Origin of the sequence: Amycolatopsis roodepoortensis, assembly GCF_024628825.1 — a bacterium.
In the GTDB taxonomy this organism is placed as follows: Bacteria; Actinomycetota; Actinomycetes; order Mycobacteriales; family Pseudonocardiaceae; genus Amycolatopsis; species Amycolatopsis roodepoortensis.
In genome coordinates this window covers 2,454,261-2,477,120 of sequence record NZ_CP102415.1, presented here as the reverse complement: position 1 = coordinate 2,477,120, position 22,860 = coordinate 2,454,261, and the positions used below count along the sequence as shown (strand labels likewise).

The 22,860-nt window shown below is 68.3% G+C and carries 25 protein-coding genes and 1 tRNA gene; 12 read left to right on the top strand and 14 right to left on the bottom strand.

All coding sequences use genetic code 11. The features are described 5' to 3' along the window. The first annotated feature begins 107 nt into the window (after positions 1-107). From NQK81_RS11505 to NQK81_RS11495, 3 genes are all read left to right on the top strand, one after another. Positions 108-479 carry a hypothetical protein gene (locus NQK81_RS11505; RefSeq protein ID WP_257488158.1) on the top strand — a complete coding sequence of 124 codons (372 nt, stop codon included), beginning with the start codon at positions 108-110 and terminating at the stop codon, positions 477-479. A 246-nt stretch (positions 480-725) separates the two neighbouring features. Continuing rightward, positions 726-1,298 carry an RNA polymerase sigma factor gene (locus NQK81_RS11500; RefSeq protein WP_257488157.1) on the top strand — a complete coding sequence of 191 codons (573 nt, stop codon included), beginning with the start codon at positions 726-728 and terminating at the stop codon, positions 1,296-1,298. Further along, positions 1,291-2,175 carry a CU044_5270 family protein gene (locus NQK81_RS11495; protein WP_257488156.1) on the top strand — a complete coding sequence of 295 codons (885 nt, stop codon included), beginning with the start codon at positions 1,291-1,293 and terminating at the stop codon, positions 2,173-2,175. Before NQK81_RS11500 ends, NQK81_RS11495 begins: the two co-directional genes overlap by 8 nt. A 120-nt stretch (positions 2,176-2,295) precedes the next feature. Here the strand turns inward: NQK81_RS11495 and NQK81_RS11490 are convergent, their stop codons facing one another. Both NQK81_RS11490 and NQK81_RS11485 read right to left on the bottom strand, forming a co-directional pair. Further along, positions 2,296-2,700: a hypothetical protein gene (locus tag NQK81_RS11490; protein ID WP_257488155.1), complete on the bottom strand. Its 405-nt coding sequence runs from the start codon at positions 2,698-2,700 to the stop codon at positions 2,296-2,298. A 143-nt stretch (positions 2,701-2,843) separates the two neighbouring features. Beyond that, the gene (locus NQK81_RS11485; protein ID WP_257488154.1) at positions 2,844-3,275 is read right to left on the bottom strand and encodes a DUF6892 domain-containing protein; all 432 of its coding nucleotides are present in this window, start codon (positions 3,273-3,275) and stop codon (positions 2,844-2,846) included. A 745-nt stretch (positions 3,276-4,020) separates the two neighbouring features. On the opposite strand from NQK81_RS11485, the gene NQK81_RS11480 reads away from it, so the two are divergent. Next, positions 4,021-4,512, top strand: coding sequence for a hypothetical protein (locus NQK81_RS11480; RefSeq protein WP_257488153.1), 492 nt, complete (start codon positions 4,021-4,023; stop codon positions 4,510-4,512). A 52-nt stretch (positions 4,513-4,564) separates the two neighbouring features. On the opposite strand, the gene NQK81_RS11475 is transcribed toward NQK81_RS11480, so the two are convergent. The 3 genes from NQK81_RS11475 to NQK81_RS11465 all read right to left on the bottom strand — a co-directional run bounded on the left by NQK81_RS11475 (position 4,565) and on the right by NQK81_RS11465 (position 6,461). Further along, on the bottom strand, positions 4,565-4,705 hold the full coding sequence (locus NQK81_RS11475) for a winged helix-turn-helix domain-containing protein (RefSeq protein ID WP_371878896.1): 141 nt from the start codon (positions 4,703-4,705) through the stop codon (positions 4,565-4,567). 180 nt (positions 4,706-4,885) lie between these two features. Then, a complete protein-coding gene (locus tag NQK81_RS11470) occupies positions 4,886-5,803 on the bottom strand; it encodes a peptidylprolyl isomerase (RefSeq protein ID WP_257488152.1) in 918 nt (305 codons plus the stop codon). A 115-nt stretch (positions 5,804-5,918) separates the two neighbouring features. After that, positions 5,919-6,461 carry a GNAT family N-acetyltransferase gene (locus tag NQK81_RS11465; RefSeq protein ID WP_257488151.1) on the bottom strand — a complete coding sequence of 181 codons (543 nt, stop codon included), beginning with the start codon at positions 6,459-6,461 and terminating at the stop codon, positions 5,919-5,921. Between the two features lie 260 nt (positions 6,462-6,721). Here NQK81_RS11465 and NQK81_RS11460 point away from each other — a divergent pair, with 260 nt between their 5' ends. Together NQK81_RS11460 and NQK81_RS11455 are read left to right on the top strand one after the other, a co-directional pair. Further along, the gene (locus NQK81_RS11460) at positions 6,722-6,853 is read left to right on the top strand and encodes a hypothetical protein (protein ID WP_257488150.1); all 132 of its coding nucleotides are present in this window, start codon (positions 6,722-6,724) and stop codon (positions 6,851-6,853) included. Positions 6,854-7,014: 161 nt separating this feature from the next. Next, positions 7,015-7,719, top strand: coding sequence for a DUF3558 family protein (locus NQK81_RS11455; RefSeq protein WP_257488149.1), 705 nt, complete (start codon positions 7,015-7,017; stop codon positions 7,717-7,719). Positions 7,720-7,859: 140 nt separating this feature from the next. Here NQK81_RS11455 and NQK81_RS11450 read toward each other — a convergent pair whose 3' ends face one another. After that, on the bottom strand, positions 7,860-9,479 hold the full coding sequence (locus NQK81_RS11450) for a TROVE domain-containing protein (protein ID WP_257488148.1): 1,620 nt from the start codon (positions 9,477-9,479) through the stop codon (positions 7,860-7,862). Positions 9,480-9,739: 260 nt separating this feature from the next. After that, positions 9,740-9,802, bottom strand: a tRNA-OTHER gene (locus tag NQK81_RS11445). Positions 9,803-9,957: 155 nt separating this feature from the next. Between NQK81_RS11445 and NQK81_RS11440 the strand changes: the two genes are divergently transcribed. After that, a complete protein-coding gene (locus NQK81_RS11440) occupies positions 9,958-10,527 on the top strand; it encodes a hypothetical protein (RefSeq protein ID WP_257488147.1) in 570 nt (189 codons plus the stop codon). Positions 10,528-10,534: 7 nt separating this feature from the next. Here NQK81_RS11440 and NQK81_RS11435 read toward each other — a convergent pair whose 3' ends face one another. After that, complete coding sequence (locus NQK81_RS11435; RefSeq protein WP_257488146.1) at positions 10,535-10,927, bottom strand: MerR family transcriptional regulator; 393 nt, start codon at positions 10,925-10,927, stop codon at positions 10,535-10,537. Positions 10,928-10,985: 58 nt separating this feature from the next. Here NQK81_RS11435 and NQK81_RS11430 point away from each other — a divergent pair, with 58 nt between their 5' ends. After that, a complete protein-coding gene (locus NQK81_RS11430; RefSeq protein ID WP_257488145.1) occupies positions 10,986-12,359 on the top strand; it encodes an MFS transporter in 1,374 nt (457 codons plus the stop codon). A 3-nt stretch (positions 12,360-12,362) separates the two neighbouring features. Here the strand turns inward: NQK81_RS11430 and shbA are convergent, their stop codons facing one another. Further along, positions 12,363-13,538, bottom strand: coding sequence for an RNA polymerase sigma factor ShbA (gene shbA, locus NQK81_RS45360; protein ID WP_371878895.1), 1,176 nt, complete (start codon positions 13,536-13,538; stop codon positions 12,363-12,365). A gap of 179 nt (positions 13,539-13,717) precedes the next feature. On the opposite strand from shbA, the gene NQK81_RS11415 reads away from it, so the two are divergent. Then, positions 13,718-13,969, top strand: coding sequence for a WhiB family transcriptional regulator (locus NQK81_RS11415; protein ID WP_126729318.1), 252 nt, complete (start codon positions 13,718-13,720; stop codon positions 13,967-13,969). A 97-nt stretch (positions 13,970-14,066) separates the two neighbouring features. Here NQK81_RS11415 and NQK81_RS11410 read toward each other — a convergent pair whose 3' ends face one another. Further along, on the bottom strand, positions 14,067-15,581 hold the full coding sequence (locus NQK81_RS11410; protein WP_126729961.1) for an MDR family MFS transporter: 1,515 nt from the start codon (positions 15,579-15,581) through the stop codon (positions 14,067-14,069). A gap of 87 nt (positions 15,582-15,668) precedes the next feature. Beyond that, a complete protein-coding gene (locus NQK81_RS11405; protein ID WP_257488143.1) occupies positions 15,669-16,295 on the bottom strand; it encodes a TetR/AcrR family transcriptional regulator in 627 nt (208 codons plus the stop codon). A 100-nt stretch (positions 16,296-16,395) separates the two neighbouring features. Here NQK81_RS11405 and dprE2 point away from each other — a divergent pair, with 100 nt between their 5' ends. From dprE2 to NQK81_RS11390, 3 genes are all read left to right on the top strand, one after another. Continuing rightward, on the top strand, positions 16,396-17,139 hold the full coding sequence (gene dprE2, locus NQK81_RS11400; protein ID WP_126729314.1) for a decaprenylphospho-beta-D-erythro-pentofuranosid-2-ulose 2-reductase: 744 nt from the start codon (positions 16,396-16,398) through the stop codon (positions 17,137-17,139). A gap of 174 nt (positions 17,140-17,313) precedes the next feature. Then, positions 17,314-18,513, top strand: a complete 1,200-nt coding sequence (locus NQK81_RS11395) for an LCP family protein (protein WP_257488142.1) — start codon at positions 17,314-17,316, stop codon at positions 18,511-18,513. A 122-nt stretch (positions 18,514-18,635) separates the two neighbouring features. Further along, complete coding sequence (locus NQK81_RS11390) at positions 18,636-20,015, top strand: neutral zinc metallopeptidase (protein WP_257488141.1); 1,380 nt, start codon at positions 18,636-18,638, stop codon at positions 20,013-20,015. A 3-nt stretch (positions 20,016-20,018) separates the two neighbouring features. On the opposite strand, the gene NQK81_RS11385 is transcribed toward NQK81_RS11390, so the two are convergent. The 3 genes from NQK81_RS11385 to NQK81_RS11375 are packed head-to-tail and all read right to left on the bottom strand — an operon-like array spanning position 20,019 to position 22,859. Beyond that, entirely contained in the window at positions 20,019-21,188 is a 1,170-nt protein-coding gene (locus NQK81_RS11385) for an acyl-CoA dehydrogenase family protein (protein WP_257488140.1), read from the bottom strand. A 1-nt stretch (position 21,189) separates the two neighbouring features. Next, a complete protein-coding gene (locus NQK81_RS11380; protein WP_257488139.1) occupies positions 21,190-22,116 on the bottom strand; it encodes a 3-hydroxyacyl-CoA dehydrogenase NAD-binding domain-containing protein in 927 nt (308 codons plus the stop codon). Further along, complete coding sequence (locus tag NQK81_RS11375; protein WP_257489740.1) at positions 22,113-22,859, bottom strand: acetoacetate decarboxylase; 747 nt, start codon at positions 22,857-22,859, stop codon at positions 22,113-22,115. Before NQK81_RS11375 ends, NQK81_RS11380 begins: the two co-directional genes overlap by 4 nt. Position 22,860: the final 1 nt, after the last annotated feature.

Here is a 22,860-nt window from a genome sequence, read left to right as displayed (position 1 = left end):
TGATGAAGGCCGGCTTCACTCCACAGCCCAGGCCCTTGGCAAGGCGGACGTGGCAGACTCGACGCCCATGGATCACGCACGTCCGGGCCATCCTGGAAAGAGTTCTCATGGCTGACCACACGAGCGGACAACTGGAGTTCCTGGTGCTCGGCCACTCGCCCGAAGGCGCCACCGGCTGGCCGCACCCGGTGACGATCAGCGTCCACCCGCGCGGCAAGACGACACTGCTCAACTTTTCGATGGGGCCGCACATCGTCAACGTCGGCGGGCAGCGCTCCGTCACGCAGGTGATCCTCGATGGCGAGTTGGACGAGACGTACGCCGAGGAGTTCGACGCCTGCGAGGCCCGGTGGCTGGTGCCACACCTGGCACGGCTTGCGGCGGGCGAAAAGGTCACCGGCCGTGCCCTCATCAAGGCGTATGAGTCGAAGTTCGGTCACAGGCCGAGGACTGAGAGGTCCGCCGACTACACCGTCTGAGCAGTGGCTGCTCTGGGGCGCCGTCATCGGCTCTGTCGTGTGGACCGTCGCCCGCTCGTGCCGCTGTTACGTGCGAAATCCGACGACGGCCATGCCACGTCCCCGGGGGTCGATGTCGGCGACCACCAGGTTCGACGAGGGTGATCGAGCAGGCCGAACCGGGTGGGAAGAAGAAACCGGCCGGCGGCGAAGTGGTGGTGAAAGCTGACTGTCGACGGGAAGGACCCACATGTCAGAGGTGGGCATATGACAGCGGGAACGGGCGAGCAGGTGACCGATGCCGACCTGGCCGCCCGGTTGCCGCAGGACCCGGGCCTGTTCACCGAAGTGCACGATCGCTACTTCGCGGCCATCTACCGGTATGTGGCCGGGCGGCTGGACGCGCAGACCGCGGAGGACATCGCCGCCGAGACGTTCCTCGTCGCGTTCGACCGCCGCGGCACGTTCGATCCCGAACGCGGTGAAGTGCGGGTCTGGCTGTTCGGCATCGCCACGAATCTGGTGGCCAGGCACCGCCGCCGGGAGGCTCGCCACTATCGGGCGCTGGCACGGGTGAACGCCGCACCGGTGGTCGAGGGGCACGAGAACAGGGTGGTCGCGTCGGTGGCGGCCCGGCGGCGGCTTCCTCAGCTCGCGAACGCGTTGTCGCGGCTGTCCGCCGGGGAACGGGACGTGCTGCTGCTCGTGGCGCTCGGCCAGCTCGGGTACGAGGAAGTGGCCGCGGCGCTCGGTATCTCCTCCGGCACGGTCGGTTCCCGGCTCAACCGTGCACGAAAGAAGCTCAACTTCGTCCTCACCCCGGAGGTACTCGATGAATGACCTGCAGACGCTGCGCGCCGCGCTGGCACCGGACGAGCCGTCCCAGGACGTGGTCGACCGCAGCCGCCACCGCCTCCAGAACCGGATACAGGGTGGGCGGACTGCCCGGCGGCGGACCGGATGGCTGGCCGCGGGAGCCGGACTCGCGGCGGCCGCCGCTGCCGTCGTGGCGATCGCGGCCATCCCGGCCGCACCGGTCGACGGTCCGCCGGTGCGGACGGTCAGTGGGCAGGAGATCCTGCTCGCGGCCGCCACCGCCGCCGAGCGTTCCCCCGACGGGGCCGGCAGCTACTGGCACGTGAAGGTGGCCGAGGCGGACGGCGGCGCTGCTTCGAACGGGTACGAGTACTGGATCAAGCCGGACGGTCGGTCGTGGATGCGGGGAGCGAAAACGGGAGGCAAGGTCGCGCCGTTGAAGGCGCGTTCGGCCACCCCGTTCTCGCTGGTCGCCGTCGATCTGACCCTCGAGCAGTTGCGTGCCTTGCCGACGGCCCCGGATGCGTTGAAGGCCTGGATCGCCGACGCCCTCGAGCGCAGTGACGCCAGGACCAGCGCGGGCGAACTCACCGCGAGCGACCGGGAACAAGCCGCTTTCCAGTCGTTGATCTCACTGGTGTCCACCCTGCCGGCCACGCCCGAGGTCCGGGCCACGGCCTTCCGCCTGATCGCCGACCAGCCAGGTGTCCAAAACCTCGGCGCGGTGCCGGGCGGACATGGCCTGTTGCTGCCCACGGGCGAGCGGCTCGTCGTCGATCCGGAGACCGGACGGGTGAACGGCACTTCGGTCTTCGTCACCAGGGACGGGGCGGTGGTCAAGGTGGCCAACCCCGCCGGCGTAAGGATCGACGCAGAGTGGACCAACACCCTGCCCGAGTAGCGGATCGGTGGCCGGGGGCTTATCCCGCTTCCCGGCCACTCCCGCGCCCCACATGCGAATGGGTCGCCGCCTACAGTGTCGCGCAGGATCTCGGCCATCGACCGCACCGGAACGGAAGCTTCACTTGTCGGTGCTGCTGTCCCAGAGCGCGTAGAACGTGGACCGGGAAACAGGCGTGAGGCCGGGGTCGGCGAGGTCGAGTGGCTGGTCGGTGAGTCCGCCGGCGTCATCCTCGATATTCCGCCACCAGTAGCGGTGAACGGCCCCGGACGAATCCTGCTCGATCTGCTTGACGGCCACTGTCTCGTGGTCGACCACGATCGCTTCCCACAGCCAGCGGGCTCCTTCGTCGACCAGGCCTTCATGATCCACGTACTCGTAGTACTGGCGAAGCTCGGAGCCCTCGTCCAACGCCCGATACCAGGCGACGCTTGCCCGGAACGCGGATACGGTCTCCGGCGGCCAGTGCCGTTGTGCTGCCAGACGCCGGTAGCGCGTCTCCACGTCCGCCGGAAGATCGGTCACTACCAGAGTATGCCGGTGGTATCGAGCTTTCGCACGAAGCGGATTCCAGCGGTGGCGAGATCGCCAGGAAGAAGATCAACAAGGGTGCGGGAATCACCCGGCCGCCACGCCACACGCCCTCACCTGTAACGCGGGCAGAAGGGTCATTCCACGGTGATTCCGCGGGTCTTGAGAATGTCCTCGGCGCCGGGGACGGCCGTGATGGTCTCGGCGATGTCGTGGATCACGCGGAGGTTGGGTAGCAGGGCGAGGTCGTCCAGTGAGGTGATGTCGAAGAGGTCGTCCTCGCCGTCCCAGAACGGCGAGCACTGGTGGTAGATGTCCAAGCCGCCGTCAGTGATCAGTTCGTCCACGGTGGCCAGTTGGTCGAGGGTGATCTCCAAGTCGGTGAAGTACTGGCGGGCTTCCTCGAGGACGGTGTTCAGCAGGTCCTGTTCGTACAGGTACTCCCACAGGTCGCCGGTGGCGCCCTTGGCGTGGAGGACGTCGGCGATTTGGAAACGGGGCTGGATGAGCTTGTCCTGGTACATGAGCTTGTCGATGACCAGCAGCTTGAAGTTGAAGTCGCGGAACATGCCCCATGATCTACCAGACCGGTCCGACAATCCGGGCAGTCGACACACACGTTCTGATGGACGAATCGTGCACACTGCGCACTCTCGTCTGCGCCACTACGACCCGAGCGCATCCACGCCGATACCGAGCCGGCACCACACAAGCGCCGCGCCCGGCCTGGACCTACAGCCTGCGTTGTCCACCACACGGCCAGCGGCCGTCTCGCCAGTGACACTGCCCCTCCGGGCGTTACCGGGTCAAGCTCGCGCACTCGGAGCTGTGCCTGTCCGAGGGCCCGGCCGACGACATCAACCGCGGCAGTGAGGAGGATTTCCTTGCTGTCCATAAGGTTCGCTCAGCACAGGACGGCGCGATCCGGAGTTACGTTCTCGCCGGGTCGACCGGCCCGGCTATCGCTGCCGCCACGGCCACTCCAGCGGCCAACCCGCCATCGGACGCCCAAGACGATCTACCTTCGTGAAGACCAGTTGATCGGCCGCACCGCCGCGCACTTCGGCGATCTGGACGAGCCCGATGCCCGGGGTCACGCGCGCCCGTGTTGTCGCCGCGGAAGTCCGGGCTACCGGGGCGACAGCGGGGGCGTGACTTCTCGTCGTACCGTGCGGGGCTTCTAAGACAAACGGCTCGCTCAAGTGATCTTGAGCGAGCCGTTGGGTAGTGATGAAGGCGCATCCATCTTCCGTCCTCCGCCATTGCTGTCGGGTGTTCACCTGACAGAAAGCGGTACTCGACATCGATAATCTGATGATCAAGCGCGGCCCGTTCTCCCGGCCGGCAGATCACGAGGGGATTGTCATGAGAGTTCGTTCGAGGCTTGTCGCATGTCTTGTGTCGGCGTTCATGGTGCTCGCGATGGCGTTCGTCGGCGCGGGATCCGCGGCGGCGGACCAGTCGAAATCCATCTCGGGGAAGTCGCCCGACGGCGGCGCGAGCTTCAGCGGGACGCTGACGTGGACCGCCCGGGGCAGCTTCAAAGCCGACATCACGTTGAAGGACGCGAAGTGCGACGGCAACCCCGTCTACTTCTACTTCATCATCAACAAGGGGTGGACGAGCGAGTGGCAGGGCAAGCGGCGCGACAACAACGAGGGCTGCAACAAGACGATTACCTGGAAGGGCATCGCGGGATCTGACACCAACGGCATCTACGGTCCCACGCTGCGGGTGTGCACGGACATCCGGCCGGGGGTGGACTCTTGCAAGGAGTACGGTTACGACAACCCGTACTTCCCGTAACCGGCCTCAGCCGCCGATCGGCTCGGTCTCCCGGGCCGATCGGCTCGGCGGGCTACGGGTCGAACCGGTATCCCATTCCCTGAGCGGTGATGAGATGCCGAGGCTGTGTGGGGTCGGCTTCGAGTTTGTGGCGAAGCTGTGCCAGGTACAGCGCAGGCCCCCGAACTGCGTGAAGCAGATCCTTGTGGCGCACCAGCTTTCCGCTGTCGCGCACGAGAATCGGCGTATCAGGTGACCGCGATCAACGGGGTGCCATCGATCCCCGCGTCTTCACCGGCTCTGATGCGGCCGTGAGCGCCTCCGTCGATCGCGCCGGGTTCCCGGTGTCGGCCGCCGTGTCGTCGGGATGGTCATCCACGTGTGATTCCTCGCTTCAGCTCACGGTGACCGACTGGAACGTCACCGGGATGGTCGGCGGCCCTGTCCCGTCGCCCGGTCCTTGGGTGCTGTCGGCGCCTCCGCGTGCGACCGTGTCCAGTACCCGCAGGCCGGAGTCGGAGACACGTCCGAAGACCGTGTAGTGTGGCGGCAACGGCGAGTCTCCGAAGATCATGAAGAATTGGCTGCCGCCCGTGCCGGGCGCGATGTCCATCAACATGGCGAGGGTCCCTCGGCCGTACTTGAGCTCGGGGAAGGTCTCGTTCGGGGTGATGTATCCGGGCCCGCCGACGCCGGCCCTGTCCGGGGCGCCGCATTGGAGCATCCGCAGTGTCGTGACGCTGAGCCGGTGGCACGATGTGCCGTCGTAGAAACCTTGTTGTGCCAGCGAAAGGAAGCTGGCCACCGTGCACGGCGCGAGCGCGCGGTCCAGGGAGAGTCCGATGTCCCCGGCGGACGATTTGATCGTGACCGTCACGGTGCCGTTCGCCGGAATGTAACCGGGCGGGGGTGGGGGCGTCTTCTTGCTCGCTTCATCGGCGATAGCGGGAAAGCTGCATGTTGTCGGGTCGGGCAGCGGCGTCGGTCGTTTCTGCTGCGGGGTCTGTTGCGCGGGAACGCTCGAAGGGGCGAGCGGTTCCGGCGAGCCGGTCGTTTTTCCCTGGTCGCCGGCGAGGAAGAAGCCCGGGGTGACGAATCCGGTGAACGTCACCGCGGTGACCGCCAGGACGAGTCCGAGTGCCCCGAGCCCGATCCACAGAGCCGTCCTGGGCCGTGGCGCCGGCTGGTAGGACAGTTGCTGCGGATGGGCCTGCTGCCAGCCGGGAGTAGGCGCGGGGCTGCCTTGCCCCGTGGGGTAGCCCGGTTGGTGCGGCTGGGACATCGTGCTCCTGTCGTCTACGTGGGCGTTCATGGACAGTCTTCCGTGTCGCGACCGCCGGAGTGGCGTGGTGGCAGGTTGAGGTCATCACGCCAGGCACTGCCGAAACAATTCATTGACTACGAGTATGAACAGGTCGGGAGAGCGCTCATGGCGCTTCGGGACGATGCTCCGAGCGGAGCAGACCGTAGACGAGCACATCGACATACTCGCCGTGTTGGAAGGACCTGCCGCGCATGACCCCTTCCCGGCGGAACCCCAGGCGTTCGAGGGCTTTCTGCTCGCCGAGGTTACCGCCGTTGGTGAGGGCTTCGATTCTGTTCGCGGTCGTGCGGCCGAACAGGTAGTCCACGAGCAGCCTCTGCGCCGCCGTGCCCACCCCCTGTCCACGATGCTCGGGTAGCACGCCCACGCCGATCTCGTAGGTGACACCCGAGGGGGAGCCGCGGGGCTTCCAGGTGGCGATGCCGACAACCGTGTCGTCGGCCCGCGCGATCGCGACCGCCGCGGACTCGGCGGAGATGTACCCGTCGATCTCCCATCGCTTGCGGCGTGCCCTCGGATCACCGAATCCGGGCCACTCGAACTCGCCGAGCGCATCGGGATCCGTGCAGAGGCGGTCGAGAAAGGTGAGGTCGGCCTCGGTGAAGGCCCTCAAGTGGACTTCGTCCGGGCGGTTCGCTGGAGTCATGAAGGCCAGTATCGCGCCCGGAACGTCACCCGTCAGGCAGTGAGCGCTTCCCAACCTTGTTGCGACAGGCCGGAGTTCGCCGGTCCCCAGGTGTTGAATGTGGCGAAGTTCCTGATCGAGGAGTTCACGACCAAGGTCACTCGCTCGACCAGGAGCTTCGCCATACTTGTCCGCCCATCCGCGATCGACCTGTCCAGCTGCGGCCGATACCGGGCTGGGTGATCGCGGTCGGTGCCGTGTGGCTAGTGCTCTGCATCGGCGTGGACGGTACGAAGCTGGAGGTGATCCGCGCCGGCGGCACCCTCGGCGTTGGTCTCGGCGGCGTGCTCGTGCTCTGGCTGGGTATCCGGCGCCAGCGCTCGACCGAACTCGACCTTCTGGCCAAAACGTAGCGACGGCCGACACCCGGCACGACGCAACTGAGCGCCGGATCACCGAGCTCGACACCAAGGCTGCCGACGCACTCGGCTCGGACGAGGCCGCGCTCCCAGCCTGGTCGCAACTGCAGTCCTGGTAGCCTCTGTTCACTTTGCCTGGGGGAGATGAGCGCAAGATGCCAAACGTGGAGTGCCTCGGCTATCTGAGAGCCGGTCGAATCGCAGTGTTCGTCGCCGCGTCGGCAATGCTATGGCTAGTCGGGTGTTCGTCGGACAAGTCTGGTTCGGCATCACAAGGCAAGGTCGCCGAGGGCGTGGCCCCGTCGTCCGCTGACTCGGCTACCAAGACGTCCACTCCGGACGCTTTGTGTGAACTTCTCACCCCGGCTGAGCTGTCGTCGCTTACCGGAGAGGTGTCCGATCCGAAGTCTTTGGCTGTCGGCGGATTGCCCGCGTGTCACTGGGAGACGCCTGCCGGGGGTCGCGTCCAGGTGATCGGTACGCCGGCGGAAAAGTGGGCAACGCAATTACCTGCAGCAATAGAGCAGGTGAAGAGGTCGGGACTGCTCGACGATCCGGAGACGGCTCGCAAACTGGAAGCGGCTCGTGACCTGATCGCCTCTGGCAAGGAGATCGCGCCGGATCGTGCCTGTGAGCTGTTTTCCACGCTGCTGGAGATTCAAGGGCAACCGGCCGGTAGCTCCCGCGTCGTGAATCTGGTTCCCACGCGGGAGAACCCCAAAGCCATCAACGGACAAGCCTGCAGTGGAGGAAGATTTACGTCCGTCCAGCTCGTCGCGCCGAACCTGAGCGGCTCCGACGACGAGGTCTCGAGACTGTCGAGCGTGCTGGCCAGTGCGCACGAACGAAACCGCGGCTGAATACCATCCAGCAGAGGTTGCGTGCGACATGGCGGCGCGTTTCGATTTTATCGAGAACAGGGTGTCGGTGCCCGAGGTGATCGCGGCGAGCTGGCGGCCACCGAGCAGGACCGTCCGATGAGGACGGTCCCGCCCGGCGGTCAGAACGGCCAGTCGGCGCTCCGGCCCGCTTCGAGGAGCGGAATCATCCGGAAGGCCTGGTCGGTCAGGCCGCCGAAGGTGTGCCGGTTCCCGTGGCCGGACGTCGAATGGCCGTGCTGGTAGCCCGCGAGGTTCCACGTGTACAGCGCCGTGTCCCTCGGCACCGCCTCGTCGACGTTGCCCGCCGAGTGCTGCTCGTCGGTCAGGATCACGAGCCGGTCGTGCTCCGGACGCAGGTGCCGCTGGACAGCGCCGACGGTGTCGGTGCCGGCGCCGATGAAGTAGCCGCCGTTCTTCCACCGGTCGAGCGCACGCAGCAGCGACTCGCCACCGCGGACTTCGAAGTCCTTCGAACCGGTGCCGCCGTAGTAGCCGTTCGAGAACGACACGACATCCGCCGTCTCGCAGCGGGCCCCGAGTGCGATCCCGAAGATCGCGGCCGCGTCCCAGCGCATCAGCGTGCCGTCCTTGCTGAACCCGGCGTTCATCGACCCCGAGGTGTCGACGAGGATCAGCGTCCGCCCGGGGAGGCGGGGCACGTTCGACAGCGACTCGGAGATCGCCTTTTCCAGCGCGTACGACCAGCGAAGCGACGGCGCCGCCCGATACGCGGAGAGGAACCTCATCGGGAACTGCCGTGACTTCGCCACCTGCTCCGGATCGGCCAGGCGCGCCGCGACCCGCTCGGCGACCTCGTCGGACACGCCCGCCTGGTCGAAGTTCCGGAGGTTCCGCAGGAGTGCCATGTAGCCCATGGCCGGGATCACGGCTTCCCACGCCCGCGCGTCCATGGGGCCCTGGAGCCAGCCTGCCAGCGACTCCCACGTCATACCCGCCCGCCGGAGAACCGACCGCGCGGTGTCGAGTTCGGGGCCGCGGAACAGGTCGCGTCGCTTCTCCTCGTCCCACGCCATGAGCTCCGCGCGGGCGCCGAGGACCGGCAATTCGGCGGGGATCTTCCGGCCGGGGTTGAACCGGACGTCGACGATGTGCTTGAACAGGGCGTCCTGCGCCGCGTCCTCCGGGTCCGGGTGGGCCAGGCCGAGGACGTCGGCGAACCGGAAGGCGCGCGCGTCGGAATCCCACTTGAGGAACGACTTTTCGTGGAAGAGCCGGACGGCCGCGTCGGCGACGCCACGCTTGACCGGCTTCGGGATATTCCTGCCGTACATCGAGGTCCAGTACGCGAGGAGCTCGCCCGGCTCGTCGGCGCGTTGGAGCACGGAGTCGACGACGGCGCGGTTCGCGGTGGTGGCGGCGTACGACCGGTCGTCCGTCGCGGCGGTGAGCCGGGCGCGGACGTATTCGGCGGCGCCGACGATCGCGGCGGTACGCATGTTCGCTTCCGCGCGGAGCCAGCGCAGGAACCGCGCCGTCCACTCGGGATCGGCGAGTGCGGCCTTCCGGACGAGGGCGGCGTAACGCGTGTCGCGTTCGTCGCCCGTCTCGTAGAAGGTGTTCTCGCCGACCATGTTGGTGACGGCGAGCAGGAACAGCTCGGACCTGGTGTCCCGCCGGTAGCCGTTCCCGCCTTCGTGGGTGACGCCGCCGGGGCTCCGCTCACCGGCGATCGGTGAGCTTGTCGCCGGGCGTGCGCCCGCGGTGTTGAACTTCGACACCTCGACCCTCGTTTCGTTCGAGGGGAGCTTCGGCTCCGGATGTGGCCCGAGAAAAAGTCGGTGACGGTGCTTGTCCAATGCTCTACCGATTGAGCTACCGGCAGGCTGCCTGCCGGGCGGGGCTCGAACCCGCGACCCTTGGAATACGGTGAAGTAGCCGTCGCCTGCGCACCGGGCACATCTGAAGTTGTGGGCTCCCGAGAAATAGTCGGTGACGGTGACGAAAGTGACCTGGGCCGCTGGTCGACGCGGGCCGGAGCCCGCGGCGGGATTCGAACCCGCGTCTCTCCTGTGAAAGAGGAAGTAACCGTTACCTGCGCACCGGGAGTGCTCGCCCAAGCTAACAGAGCGCTCGCGTCCACGTCGCCGGAATTACCGGTCCTCTCGTTCTGCGTCAGATGACGCAGACGGCGGGCGCGCCGCCGTGTCACCGTCCTCGCACCGGCGGGAACAGCAGCCGGGGGAGAGGGGAACGGACATGTGTGCTGCCCACAAGACATCGGTCGCCGCGGGGATCGTCCTGGTCGCGGCGGTGCTGGCCGGTTGCTCGCCGGATCCGGCACCGGCCGCCCGGCAGGCGGCGCCTTCGCCGTCCGTCGCGGATCCGGCCGCGGCGGTGGCCTGGATGAACGGCTTCTGCGGCGCGGTCAAGGATTTCGTCGAGGGCAACAACACGATGCCGTCGGCGAGCGGGGAAACCGTCGAGGCGATCAAGAAGAGCACCAGCGCGCAACTCGGGCACTACGCGGGGATCCTGGCCAAGACGGTCGACGGTCTCAGCGCGCTGCCCGCCGCGCCGGTTCCCGCCGGAGACACGGCGAAGCGGGACTTCCTCGCGAAGTACACCTCGGCGCGCGACAAGACCGTGAAAGCGAAGGCGGACCTGGACGCGGCGGGGAAGGACGACACCGCCGCGCAAGGCCGGGCGGTCGACGGGCTCATGGCCGCCCAGAAGGACACGCACGGCGCGCTCGACCCGGTCGCGGCCATCCTGGGGGCTCCCGAGCTGAAGACGGCGGCGGCGACCGCGGAACGCTGCCGCCCGTGAGCCCGTCCTAGCCGAGGCCGCCCAGCCGGGCGGCCTCGTGCTCGACGGCGGGCGGCGCGGTGGCGATCACCTGGTCGAGGGTGCGGCGGGCGGTGGTCAGTTCGGCGATCGCGGAACTGAGCCTGGCGCGTTCCCGATGCAGGTCCAGCAGCAGCTCCGGGCAGTCGGCGATGAGCCTGCCGCCGTCGGAACCCATACAGGGCAGCAGATCGGCGATCGTGGTGGTGGACAGCCCCGCGGCGAGGAGGTTGCGGATGTGCTCCACGGTGGTGACGTCGGCTTCGGCGTACACGCGATAGCCGCTCGGGAGACGTTCGGGCCGCAGCAGCCCTTGTTCCTCGTAATACCGCAGAAGACGCTGGCTGACACCGGTCCTGCGTTCCAGTTCGCTGATGCGCACGGCCCCTCCGCGACTCGCCCTTGACTCTCACATTTATGTGAGACTTTAGCGTCGAGGCATGTCCGACCGACAACTCGAAATCTCCGCGGGGCCACGGGAATGGCTCGGCCTCGCCGTGCTCGTCCTGCCGACCGCGTTGCTGTCCATGGACGCCACGGTGCTCTACCTGGCGCTTCCCAGTCTTTCCGCCGAGCTGGCCCCGAGCCCGGGGCAGCTGCTGTGGATCTCCGACGCCTACGGCTTCCTGGTGGCCGGTTTCCTCGTCACCATGGGCACGCTGGGCGACCGCATCGGCAGGCGACGGCTGCTGCTGATCGGCGCGGCGGCCTTCCTGGTCGTTTCGGTACTGGCGGCCTACGCGCCGTCGGCCGAACTGCTGATCGTCGCCCGCGGGTTGCTCGGCATCGCCGGTGCCACCCTCATGCCGTCCACCCTCGCCCTGATCGGGAACATGTTCGGTGATCCTCGTCAGCGCGGTGTCGCGATCGGACTGTGGTCCGCGGGCCTGTCCGGCGGAGTGGCGCTCGGCCCGGTGGCGGGCGGGCTGCTGCTCGAGTGGTTCTGGTGGGGTTCGGTGTTCCTGCTCGCCGTCCCGGTGATGCTCCTGCTGCTGATCGCCGGTCCGTTCCTGCTCCCGGAGCACCGCGACCCCGAGCCCGGCAAGCTGGACCTCGCGAGCGTGGGCCTGTCCCTGGCGACCGTGCTGCCGATCGTCTACGGCATCAAGCATCTCGCGGAAGGCGGGTCGATGGCGGCGGGCGGGGCCGCGCTGCTGCTCGGCGGCGGCGCCGGAATCGTGTTCCTGCGGCGGCAGCGGCGGTTGAGCGTGCCTTTGATCGACCTCCGGTTGTTCGCGGCGCGCCCGTTCCGGAACGCGCTGCTGGTCCTTCTCGCCGCGCTCGCCTGCGTCGCCGGGATCTACCTGTTCGCCGCGCTCTACCTTCAGCAGGAAGCCGATCTGTCTCCGATCGCGGCCGGGATGTGGCTGGTGCCTTCCGCGGTCGCGATGGTCTTCACGTCGGTCGCGGCCCCGGCGCTGGCTCGCTGGATCCCGGTCCACCGCCTGTTCGCGTCGTCCTTGGTCGTATCGGCGCTCGGCTTCGGTGTGCTGGCCTTGACGCCGGCCGAGGAGGGGATCGCGCCGCTGGTCGCCGGTCTCGTGCTGATCTACCTCGGCCTGGGGCCGGTGATGGCGCTGAGCACGGAGATCGTGATCGGCGCGGCACCACCGGGCCGGGCGGGGGCGGCGTCGGCGTTGTCGGAGACCAGCGTGGAGTTCGGGCTGGCACTCGGGGTCGCCGTCCTCGGCAGCGTCGGCACCTTCGTCCAGCGCGGGCACGGTTTCACCACCGGACTCGCCGTGGTCGCGGCGATCGGTGTGGTGGTGCTGTGCGGGCTGGCCGTGCTCGCGGGCAGGCGACCGGAAGCCTGACGATCAGGTATCCGTGAGGATTTTCCGCAATCGCGTCAAAGCCCTGTGCTGCGCCACCCGCACGGCCCCCGCCGTCGAGCCGACCACACCGGCGGTCTCCTCGGCGGACAGGCCGACGACGATCCGCAACACGACGATCTCCCGCTGTTTGTCCGGCAGGATCCGCAGCAGTTCGCCCATACGGTCGCTCAGTTCGTTGTGCAGCGCTTGCTGTTCGGGGCCGGCGGATTCCGAGATCCCGTCGGGCACTTCGGCGACGGGTTCCGTGCGGTTGCGGGCGGCGGCGCGGCGGGCGTCGGCGACCTTGTGGTGGGCGATGCCGTAGACGAAGGCGAGGAACGGCCGTCCTCGTTCACGGTAGGTCGGCAGCGCGCGGAGGATCGCCACGCAGACCTCCTGCGCGACGTCGTCCGCCGAGGCGTAGGTCCGTTCCTGCCTGCCGATCCGCGCCCGGCAGTACCGGATCACGAGCGGGCGGATGGTGGTCAGCAGCTGGTTCAGGGCGCGCCGGTCACCTCGTCCGGCGGCCGCGACGGGTTCGTCGAGGGTGTACCAGCGCGACGGCGTCACCTGTTCGGGTTCCGACTCCGCCGGGGCGCCGGGCGCCACCAGCGCGAGTTCCCTGATCATCGCGCGGTTCTTGATCCGGGACAGGGTGTCGTCGACGTCGAGTCCCGTCCTCAGCGCGTCGATGAAGGCGCTGTTGGCGCTGTCCAGGTTGTCGACGAAGGCGGGGTCGTGCTCCGCCAGACGGTCGCGCGCGTGGCGGAGGGTCGCGCCGACCGCGTCGTCCGCGATGCCGAGCACCCCGGCGATCTCCCGCGACGAGTACCCGTCCAGTGCCCACGCCATGCCGAGTTGCTGGCGTTTCGGCAGCCTGCCCAGCATCGTCAGGACGGCCGACGCCTCGTCGGCGAGGGCGCTGAGCTTGTCCTCCCGGCCGGTGTCGTCGAAGACCCAATCGGCCCTGGTCGCCGTCTGTTCCTTCGCCCGCCGATGCCCGACTCGGCGGACCCACGCCTTCGGCTGCGTGATGCCCGGCCAGCCCTCGTAGGCGTTCAGCATCGCCTCCGCGGCGGCGTCCCGCGCCGGATCCAGCGCGAAGCCCGCCTTGCACAGAAAGCCGGTGAGCAGCGGAAATTCGGCGTGGAAGAACTCGTCGAACCCGTCGTGGCCCATCACCCGCACTCACCGCTCTCCGCCGCCTGACGCGAATGCCCTCACAAGGACAGGTGCAGTGAGCGGGCCGCTGAGTGTAACGATTCGGTCAAGGTGATGTTTGCGTGGCGTACGAGGCCGGATACCCGGAAGTCGTTTGACGGGGAAGGGAAAATCGAGAAAAAGGAGGTGATAGGAAAATGGAAATGAGGATGGCGGGTGACCTGAGCGAGGCCGCTTGCCGCGGTGAGGATCCCGAACTGTTCTTCCCGGTCACCGAAACCGGCCCCGGCGCCCGGCAGGCTGCCAGGGCGAAGGCCGTCTGCGCCCGGTGCCCGGTCACTTCGGCCTGCCTGGCCTACGCCGTGGAAAACGGGTTGGCCCATGGAGTTTTCGGCGGGCTGACCGGTAGCGAGCGACGCCACGTGATTCGCGTCGGCAGTGCCGCCTGAAAGCATTCGATCGTGTTGCCGAATTTCCGTCGTGTTCTTCGTGCGCGCGAAAAAAGAGGGGCCCGGTTCCGTGAACCGGGCCCCTCTGTCACGACGGTCAGGCGGCGGCGGTCTCCTCGGCCAGCCGCTCGTTGCCCGACTGGGTCTTGAGCGGCTTGTGCTTGAGGAACGCGACGGCGACGACGACCAGCAGCGCGATCGGCGCGCTGATCAGGAACAGCTCGCTGGTCGCCTCCCCGTAGGCCTCGCGGACGACGTTCGCGACGGGTTCGGGCAGCGTGGCGATGTTCGGCACCGCGCCGCCTTCGCCGCCGCCGGGCAGCGGCCCGAGCTTCTCGCTCATCAGCGCGAGGACCCGGTTCGCGAGCACCGCGCCGAGTGCGCTCACCCCGATGGAACCGCCGAGGCTGCGGAAGAACGACAGCGTGGAGGTCGCCGTGCCGAGGTCGTGCGCGTCGACGTCGTTCTGGGACACCAGGACCAGGTTCTGCATCAGCATGCCGACACCCACGCCCAGCAGCACCATGTACGCGCCGAGGACGACGAGGTTCGTCTTCGCGTCGATGGTGCCCAGCAGGCCGAGGCCCGCGGTCATCAGCGCGGCGCCGAGCAGCAGGTGGCTCTTCCACTTGCCGGTGCGGCTGATCAGCTGGCCGGAGACCGTGGAGGACACGAGGATGCCGAAGATCATCGGCAGGCTCAGCAGCCCGGCCACCGTCGGCGACTTGCCGAGCGAGAGCTGGAAGTACTGCGACAGGAACACCGTGCCGCCGAACATGGCGACACCGACCAGGAAACTCGCCAGGGTGGTCAGGGCGACCGTGTGGTTGCGGAACAGGCCCAGCGGCAGGATCGGCTCGGCCACCTTCGACTCGACGTAGACGGCGAGGGCGAGGATGACCACGCCGGCGCTCACCAGGCCGACCGTCCACCAGGAGCCCCAGGCGAACTGGTGCCCGGCCAGCGACGACCAGACCAGCAGCGTCGAGACACCGGCCATGATCAGGAACGCGCCGAGGTAGTCGACCTTCACGTCACGTTTGATCGTCGGCAGGTTCAAGGTGCGCTGCAGCAGCAGGATCGCCGCGACCGCGAACGGGACACCGAGGAAGAAGCACCAGCGCCAGCCGAGCCACGAGGTGTCCACCATGACGCCGCCGATCAGCGGGCCGGCGATGGTCCCGACGGCGAACACGGCACCGAAGATGCCCGAGTACTTCCCGAGCTCCCGCGGGGAGACGATGGCGGCCATGATCACCTGCGCGAGCGCGGTGAGCCCGCCCGCGCCGACGCCCTGCGCGACCCGGCTGCCGATCAGGAGCTCGATGTTGCCCGCGAACCCGGCGACCAGCGAGCCGACCACGAACAGGCCGAGCGAGAGCTGGATCAGGAGTTTCTTGTTGTACAGGTCGGAAAGCTTGCCCCAGAGCGGAACCGTCGCGGTCATCGCGAGCAGTTCGGTGGTGACCACCCAGGTGTAGGAGGCCTGGGAGCCGCCGAGTTCGGAGACGATCCGCGGCAGCGCGTTCGCGACCACGGTCGAGGCGAGGATGGCGACGAACATGCCCATCATCAGCCCCGACATCGCTTCGAGGACCTGTCTGCGGTCCATCGAGCCCGCCGGGGCCTCCGGTTCACGTGGTTCGGTCGTGGATACGGACATGGGCGTCCCCCTTCGTGTTCTGTGGTGCCGGGCGCGTCAGCGCGCGCGGCCGCCGGGCTCCGGGAACCCGGCGAGAAGTGTTTCGACGGCGTCGTCCAGCAGGTCGAGCGCGGACACCCGCCCGTCGCGCTGGTACCAGAGCATGAGCACGGCGTTCACCGCGCCGCCGAGCGTGGACAGCAGCAGCGCCGGGTACAGCTCGGCTTTGGGATCCACGCCGGTGCGGCGCGCGATCGCCTCGATCAGCGGCGCGATGGTGTCGTGGTTCATGGCCACCGCGCGCGAATGCAGGGTGGCGTTCTCCTGAATGGCCTTCATCCGGCCGAGCCACTCTTCGCGGTTCTCGTCGACCTGGGCGAAGTCTTCCTTCAACGCGTCGACGAAAGCGCGTGGAGTGCTGACTTCCTTCGGCGTGGCAAGGAACCTGTCGATGGTGCGCTGCGTCCGCTCGGCCGTGTCGGCGTGCGCGATGACGACGGCGTCCTCTTTGGAGGCGAAGTAGTTGAAGAAGGTGCGCGGTGAAACCCCCGCCGCCGCGCTGATGTCCTCGACCGTCACGTGGTCCAGACCGCGTTCGGCGACGAGTCGGACGGCGGTGGTCGCCAGCGCGCGGTGGGTTTCCAGCCGTTTGCGCTCGCGGAGACCTTTGACGGGTTCGGGCATGAGCACCACGATACGCCCAAAGATGCAGATACTGCAAAATTGCAGTCTGTGAAACGTGCCACTGGCGAACGGCGCCGGGCCGCCTGGCAGACTGCGGCGGGTGAGCGGAACGGTGCTGGTACTGGGCGGACGGAGCGAGATCGGCCTCGCGGTCGCGGAACGGCTCGCCAAGGGCGGGGCGCGCCGGATCGTGCTGGCCGCGCGACGGAGCGCGGACCTCGGCGCGGAGTCCCGGCGACTGCTGGCCGCGGGGGCGGAAGCGGTCGAAGCCGTCGAGTTCGACGCCGACGACCTCGCCGGGCACGGCCCGTTCCTGGAGAAGGTCGTCTCGGACCACGGGCCGCTCGACGTCGTCGTCACTGCTTTCGGGATCCTCGGTGACCAGGCACGCGCCGAAGCGGACGCCGCGCACGCCGTCGCGATCGTCCACACGGACTATGTGGCTCATGTGAGTGTGCTGACGCATGTGGCGAATGTGCTTCGTGAGCAAGGAAACGGAAGCCTGGTGGTCTTCTCGTCGGTCGCCGGGGTGCGGGTCCGGCGGGCGAACTACGTCTACGGATCGGCGAAAGCCGGCCTCGACGGTTTCGCGAGCGGCCTGGCCGACGCCCTGCACGGCACCGGCGTGCACCTCCTGCTCGTCCGGCCCGGATTCGTGATCGGGCGGATGACCGAGGGAATGTCGCCCGCCCCGTTCTCGAGTACTCCGGATCAGGTCGCCGACGCGACGGTCGCCGCGCTGCGGAAACGGCGGGGAACCGTGTGGGTGCCGGGACTTCTGAGGCTGGTGTTCTCCGTGATGCGCGTGGTGCCGCGCGCGATCTGGCGCCGGATGCCCCGGTAGGGGAGCGCTGCGCGGTCGGTCCGGTACTCGGTGTCGCGGCCGGCTGTCTGCTTGATCACTCCGGCTGGTCCGAACGGGCTTTAAGACCCGGTTATGACACGTTTCTCAGGTAATTCCCAGCTAACGCGGTGATCCTCGAATGCGGGGGATCATTCACGGAAGCGGGGAGAAGTCGTGCTGCTCACGTCGCGAGGACGGCGGATCGGCGGCCGCGTCGCACTGGGCCTGGTGTCGACGGCCGTACTGGGTGTCACGGGTTTCGCGTGGACCCAGCTGAGCCGTTTGGACCAAGCGATCGTCACGGCCGACGTCATCGCGCCCTCCGCCCAGATGCCCCAGGGCCCGGCGGGGGAACCGCTGAAGGTGGCGCAGAACATCCTGCTCGTCGGCATCGACTCCCGCACCGACGCGAACGGGAACCCGTTGCCGCAGAACGTCCTCGACGCGTTGCACGCCGGGGACAGTGACGACGGCGGTGACACCACCGACACGATGATCATCGTCCACATCCCGGCGGGCGGCGCGGCCGCGACGGCCATCTCGATCCCGCGTGATTCCTATGTGGACATCGCGGGCGGGCTCGGCAAGCACAAGATCAATTCGGCGTACAGCCGCGGCAAGAACGCCGCGATGAACTCGCTGCGCGCGCAGGGCCTCTCCGGTCCGGAGCTCGAGGTCAAGGCCAACGAGGCGGGCGCCAAACTCACGATCCAGACGATCGAGCGGTTCACCGGGCTGTCGATCAACCACTACGCGGCGGTCAACCTCGCCGGGTTCTCCGCGCTGAGCGAAGCCGTCGGCGGCGTCGAGGTCTGCCTCAACGAACCGGTGCGGGACAAGTTCTCCGGGGCGTCGTTCCCGGCGGGGAAACAGCTGCTCTCCGGGCCGCAGGCGCTCGCCTTCGTGCGGCAGCGGCACGGGCTGCCCAGCGACCTCGACCGCATCGCCCGGCAGCAGGCGTTCCTGTCGAGTATGGCCAAGACCGTCCTGGACGCCGGGACCTTCACCGATCCCACCAGGCTGAGCGCGCTGGTCGGCGCGGTCCAGGGTTCGGTCGTGCTCGACCGCGGCTGGGACGTGCTCAGCTTCGCGCAGCAGTTGCGGGGCATGAGTTCCGGGGCGCTGAAGTTCCAGACGATCCCGGTCCAGAGTCTCTCCCTGCCGACGCCGTCGGACGGCGACGCGGTGAAGGTGGATCCGGCCGAGGTGCAGGCGTTCGTGAAGGCCGCGCTGAACTCGACGAGCGTCGCCGCGGTGGGGGAGCCGACCGGCGGGATCGGGATCAAGCCGGTCGCGGCGACTTCTTCGATCGCCGCGCCGCCTTCGCCTTCCACTGCTTCCACGCCGCCCGCGATGGCCGGCTGCGTGAACTGAGGCAATCAGCCGGGTGATTGCGCCGGTCGCCCCCGTGAGCGCCCCAAGATTCTTTTGAACCGCGCCGCGCCGCCGTCCGTGTCCCTGGAGTCAGGGGTGGCCACGGCGACGGGGATGGTGTGATGAAGCGCTGGACGATCCTGGTGAGTCTCGCCCTCTGCCTCGCCGGGTGTGCCGCGACCGTGGGCGGAGTGGCACAACCGGTGGATCCCACCAGGGTCGCCGGGCTCGAGGTCACCGACGGTCCCAGCGGTCTCAAACCCGGCGTCCTGGACGACGGGCTCCCGGTCGACGGTGGCGACGGCGGCGAGATCGACAGGCTCGCGGCCAACGCCGTCGCCGACGTCCAGGGGTACTGGCGCGAGCATCTGCCCGCGACCTTCGAACGCGAGTTCCGGCCGCTGAGCACTCTCGTCTCCTACGATTCGGCGGGCCGCGGCCGCGTGATCTGCGGTGCCTCGACGGCGGGTCTGGTGAACGCCTTCTACTGCTCGGGGCCGGACGTCGTCGCCTGGGATCGCGGGGAGTTGCTGCCGTCGCTCAACGATTCCCTCGGCCCGGCGGCGGTCATGGCGGTACTCGCCCACGAGATCGGCCACGCCGTCCAGTTCCGGCTGGGGCTGCCCGCCGCGAGCCCGTCGATCGTCAAGGAGCAGCAGGCCGACTGCTACACCGGGGCGTACTTCCGCTGGGTGGCCGAGGGCCGGTCGCCGATGTTCCAGGTGTCCACCGGCCGCGGGCTCAACGAAGTGCTCACGGCGTTGTTCCGGATCCGGGACTCCGCGGGGGTGGCCTTCGACGACGACGGCGCGCACGGCAACGCGTTCGATCGGGTGTCCGCGTTCCAGTTCGGCTTCACCGACGGGCCCGCCCGGTGCGCGAAGATCGACGAGCGCGAGATCGAGGGCCGGAGCACCCAGGCCGGATCCGGTTCGGCGGCGGAGAACGTCCGCCTCGACGACCGTCGGGCACTCGCCGACCTCACCACCAGCCTGCGGCAGGCCTTCCGGCTCGCGGCCACCCCGCCGACGCTCACCACCGGAGCCGCCTGCGGCGTGACGGCGGAGGCCGCGCTCGCGTCGTATTGCTCGGAGTCCAACCAGATCAACCTCGACCTCGACGGCCTGGTCCGCATCGGCACCCCGCCGCGCAGGGGACGACAGGGCGGCATCGGTGACTTCGCCGCGTTCGCCGAGGTCGCGTCGCGCTACACGCTCGCGGTCCAGCAGGAGGGCGGGTTCCGGCTCGACGGACCGGTGGCCGCGCAGCGCACCGCCTGCCTGACCGGGTTCTGGGCGTCGACCCTCGCGGACGGCGGGGCCCTCGCGTTGTCACCGGGCGACCTCGACGAGGCGATCGCCGAGATGCTGACGCGGAACAGCCTGATCGCGGCGGATGTCCGGGGCCGGACACTCCCGGCCGGGTTCGCCAGGGTCGCCGCCTTCCGTGACGGCTTCTCCTCCGGCAGCCAGGAGACGTGCGGCGAGAAGTATCGCGCGTGAAGGTCACACGAAGGCGCTCTGGCCGGTGATCGCCTTCCCGACGATCAGCGTGTTCATCTCCCGGGTGCCTTCGAACGAGTAGATGGCCTCGGCGTCGGTGAAGAACCGCATGATGTCGTTGTCCAGCACGATCCCGTTGCCGCCGAAGATCTCGCGGCCCCAGGCGACGACCTCCCGCATGCGCGACGTCACGAAGGCCTTCGCCAGCGACGAGTGTTCGTCCTTGAAGATCCCGGCGTCCTGCAGCCTGGCCAGCTGCACCAGCATGCCCCACGACGCGGTGATGTTGCCGAGGCTCTTCACCAGCAGATCCTGCACCAGCTGGAACCGCGCGATCGGACGGCCGAACTGCTCGCGTTCCTTGGCGTAGTCCAACGCCAGCTCGTAGGCGCCGATCATCACGCCCAGCGCCTGCCACGCCACGCCGCCGCGGGTCGCGCGCAGGATCTCGGCGACGTCGCGGAACGAATCGATGCCCTGTAGCCGGTTCGCCTCCGGCACCCGCACGTCGGTCAGCGTGATCTCGGCGTTCTCCACGATCCGGAACGCGAACTTGTTCTCGATCTTGACCGGGACGAATCCCGGTGAGTCCTTCTCGACCACGAAACCCTTGACATGGTTGTCCGCCTCGTCGCGGGCCCACACGATGACGAGGTCCGCGAAGGTCGCGTTGCCGATCCATTTCTTGGCGCCGTTGAGGATCCAGGTGTCGCCCTCGCGACGGGCCGTCGTCCGCATGCCGCCCGCGACGTCGGAACCGCCGAGCGGCTCGGTCATCGCGAAGGCGCCGATCTTGTCCATCGCCGCCATCGACGGGAGCCAGCGGTCGCGCTGTTCCTGGTCGCCGCCCGAGTAGATGCTGTACATCGCGAGTCCGTTGTGGACACCGAAGAACGTCGCCACCGACGGGTCCGTGCGGGTCATCTCCATCGCCATCATGCCGCTGAGCAGGTGGCTGGTGGCCGGAAGGTGCTCGCCGTAGCCCTCGTAGGGCAGCCCGGCGAGGCCGAGTTCGCGGAACTTGCCGACGAGTTCGTGCGGGAACTCGCCCTTGGCCCAGTACTCGTTCACCAGCGGCTTGACCTCGGTGCGCATGAAGTCACGCGTCTTGAGCAGCAGCTTGCGCTCCTCCTCGGGCAGCAGGTCCTCGTAGGCGTAGAAGTCGGCGGTCATTTCAGTTCTCCTCCCTGGCACTGTCCAAAGCGGACAGCACCGCGAGCTGCTTGCGGTCGCGCGTCTCGGCGAGTTCCGAGTACGTGGAGGAGCCGTAAGCGGATTCCACGGCTTCGATGAGCCGTTCCTGTTCTTCGGGGTCCTGCGAGGGCGTGCCGAGGCCCGCCCACATCTGCTTCATCGATTTGCCGATGTGCTCGGCCATGTGCCGGTAGCCGCCGGGACCGCCGCCCAGATGCGAGCCGAGGAACGGCCCGACGGTCGACCAGCGGATGCCGAGCGAATTCGTCATCACCGCGTCCAATTCGGACGGTGACACGACACCCTGTTCCACCAGGTAGATCGCCTCGCGGCTCAGCGCGTTCTGCAGCCGGTTGCCGACGAAGCCGGGGATCTCCTTGCGTTCCACCACCGGCGTGCGGCCGGCGAACCGGTAGAACTCGACGGCCCGCTCGACCGACTCGGAGCTGGTGCGTTCACCGGGAACGACCTCGACCAGCGGGATCAGGTGCGGCGGGTTGAACGGGTGCCCGATCAGGACCCGCGACGCGTCGTCCAGCTCCGAGGCGAACGCGGTCGAAGGAATCGCCGAAGACGAACTGAGCAGCAGCGCGTGCGACGGCGCCTCGCGGACCAGGGTCGCGAACAGGTCCTTTTTGAACTCGACGTTCTCGGGCCCGTTCTCCTGCACGACATCCGCGTCACGGACGGCTTCGGAGACGTCCGCGGCGAGGTGGACGCGAGGGGCGAGCTCCGCGGCGGTCCGGCCGAGATGCGGGGCGAACGTCTCCAGCGCGCCGGCGACGGCGTCGGCGAGATCCGGCCGCGGATCCGAGACCCGGACCTCCATGCCGTGCGCGGCGAACAACGCCGTCCACGACAGGCCGATGGTGCCCGCGCCGATCACCGCGGCGGTGCGAAAAGTCATGACCGAACTCCCTTCAAGTAGTCGAAGACCGGCTTGACCGGGGCGAGTGTCAGGTCGGTGAGGATGTGGCTCGCGGAAACGACCTCAAGCACCGGGAGGTCGGCGAGCGGGGCCAGCACGTGCTGGAACAGTTGCAGCCGCGCCGGCCCGGTCCACGCTTCCTTGACCACCACGTCGGTGATCTCGGTGCGGACCAGTTCGAAGACCCGGGGCGAACCGTCGTAGTCCGGGATGGTCTTGAGCATGAACGTCGGCACGGTGATCTGCGTTTCGGCCTCGGCCGCGTCCAGCCGGTGGTGCTTGTAGCCCATGGTCGCGGTCGCGACGCGCTGGCTGCCGTAGTCGAGCGTCCCGACGAGCGCGCCGTTCTCGGCGAACAACCTCGGCGAGCCGATGGTCTTCGGGTAGGCGCTGATCTCGCGGCCGGACGCGGTGGCCGGGAAGTTGTCGAGGTACATCGCGTGCAGGTACTCGCCACGTTCGCCCTCGAAGCTCACCGGAATCGCCTGCCCGGACTCGGTGTAGGGCCCGTAACCGCTGACGTCGCCCATCTTCATCACCTCGAACCGCACCAGCGGCTCGTCGATCTCCAGCGGCTCCGGCACGACGGCGCGCAGGGCGCCGGCGTCGGTGCGGTAGACGATGTTCAGGTACTCGCGGTTCGTGAACCGGGGCACCACCGGCGCGTACGCCGGGTTCGTGAGCGGCGTGGTCACATGCCGGAGAACGTCCTGCTGGTTCATC

What these genes read in the sequence shown, in the direction of transcription:
- NQK81_RS11440 (WP_257488147.1), top strand. Translation starts at nt 9,958, where the DNA reads ATGTGTGCTGCCCACAAGACATCGGTCGCCGCGGGGATCGTCCTGGTC.
- NQK81_RS11390 (WP_257488141.1), top strand. Translation starts at nt 18,636, where the DNA reads ATGAAGCGCTGGACGATCCTGGTGAGTCTCGCCCTCTGCCTCGCCGGG.
- NQK81_RS11405 (WP_257488143.1), bottom strand. Translation starts at nt 16,295, where the DNA reads ATGCCCGAACCCGTCAAAGGTCTCCGCGAGCGCAAACGGCTGGAAACC.
- NQK81_RS11380 (WP_257488139.1), bottom strand. Translation starts at nt 22,116, where the DNA reads ATGACTTTTCGCACCGCCGCGGTGATCGGCGCGGGCACCATCGGCCTG.
- shbA (WP_371878895.1), bottom strand. Translation starts at nt 13,538, where the DNA reads ATGGGCCACGACGGGTTCGACGAGTTCTTCCACGCCGAATTTCCGCTG.
- NQK81_RS11470 (WP_257488152.1), bottom strand. Translation starts at nt 5,803, where the DNA reads ATGAACGCCCACGTAGACGACAGGAGCACGATGTCCCAGCCGCACCAA.
- NQK81_RS11505 (WP_257488158.1), top strand. Translation starts at nt 108, where the DNA reads ATGGCTGACCACACGAGCGGACAACTGGAGTTCCTGGTGCTCGGCCAC.
- NQK81_RS11410 (WP_126729961.1), bottom strand. Translation starts at nt 15,581, where the DNA reads ATGGACCGCAGACAGGTCCTCGAAGCGATGTCGGGGCTGATGATGGGC.
- NQK81_RS11495 (WP_257488156.1), top strand. Translation starts at nt 1,291, where the DNA reads ATGAATGACCTGCAGACGCTGCGCGCCGCGCTGGCACCGGACGAGCCG.
- NQK81_RS11455 (WP_257488149.1), top strand. Translation starts at nt 7,015, where the DNA reads ATGCCAAACGTGGAGTGCCTCGGCTATCTGAGAGCCGGTCGAATCGCA.
- NQK81_RS11430 (WP_257488145.1), top strand. Translation starts at nt 10,986, where the DNA reads ATGTCCGACCGACAACTCGAAATCTCCGCGGGGCCACGGGAATGGCTC.
- NQK81_RS11465 (WP_257488151.1), bottom strand. Translation starts at nt 6,461, where the DNA reads ATGACTCCAGCGAACCGCCCGGACGAAGTCCACTTGAGGGCCTTCACC.
- NQK81_RS11415 (WP_126729318.1), top strand. Translation starts at nt 13,718, where the DNA reads ATGGAAATGAGGATGGCGGGTGACCTGAGCGAGGCCGCTTGCCGCGGT.
- NQK81_RS11480 (WP_257488153.1), top strand. Translation starts at nt 4,021, where the DNA reads ATGATCAAGCGCGGCCCGTTCTCCCGGCCGGCAGATCACGAGGGGATT.
- NQK81_RS11385 (WP_257488140.1), bottom strand. Translation starts at nt 21,188, where the DNA reads ATGACCGCCGACTTCTACGCCTACGAGGACCTGCTGCCCGAGGAGGAG.
- NQK81_RS11500 (WP_257488157.1), top strand. Translation starts at nt 726, where the DNA reads ATGACAGCGGGAACGGGCGAGCAGGTGACCGATGCCGACCTGGCCGCC.
- NQK81_RS11375 (WP_257489740.1), bottom strand. Translation starts at nt 22,859, where the DNA reads ATGAACCAGCAGGACGTTCTCCGGCATGTGACCACGCCGCTCACGAAC.
- NQK81_RS11485 (WP_257488154.1), bottom strand. Translation starts at nt 3,275, where the DNA reads ATGTTCCGCGACTTCAACTTCAAGCTGCTGGTCATCGACAAGCTCATG.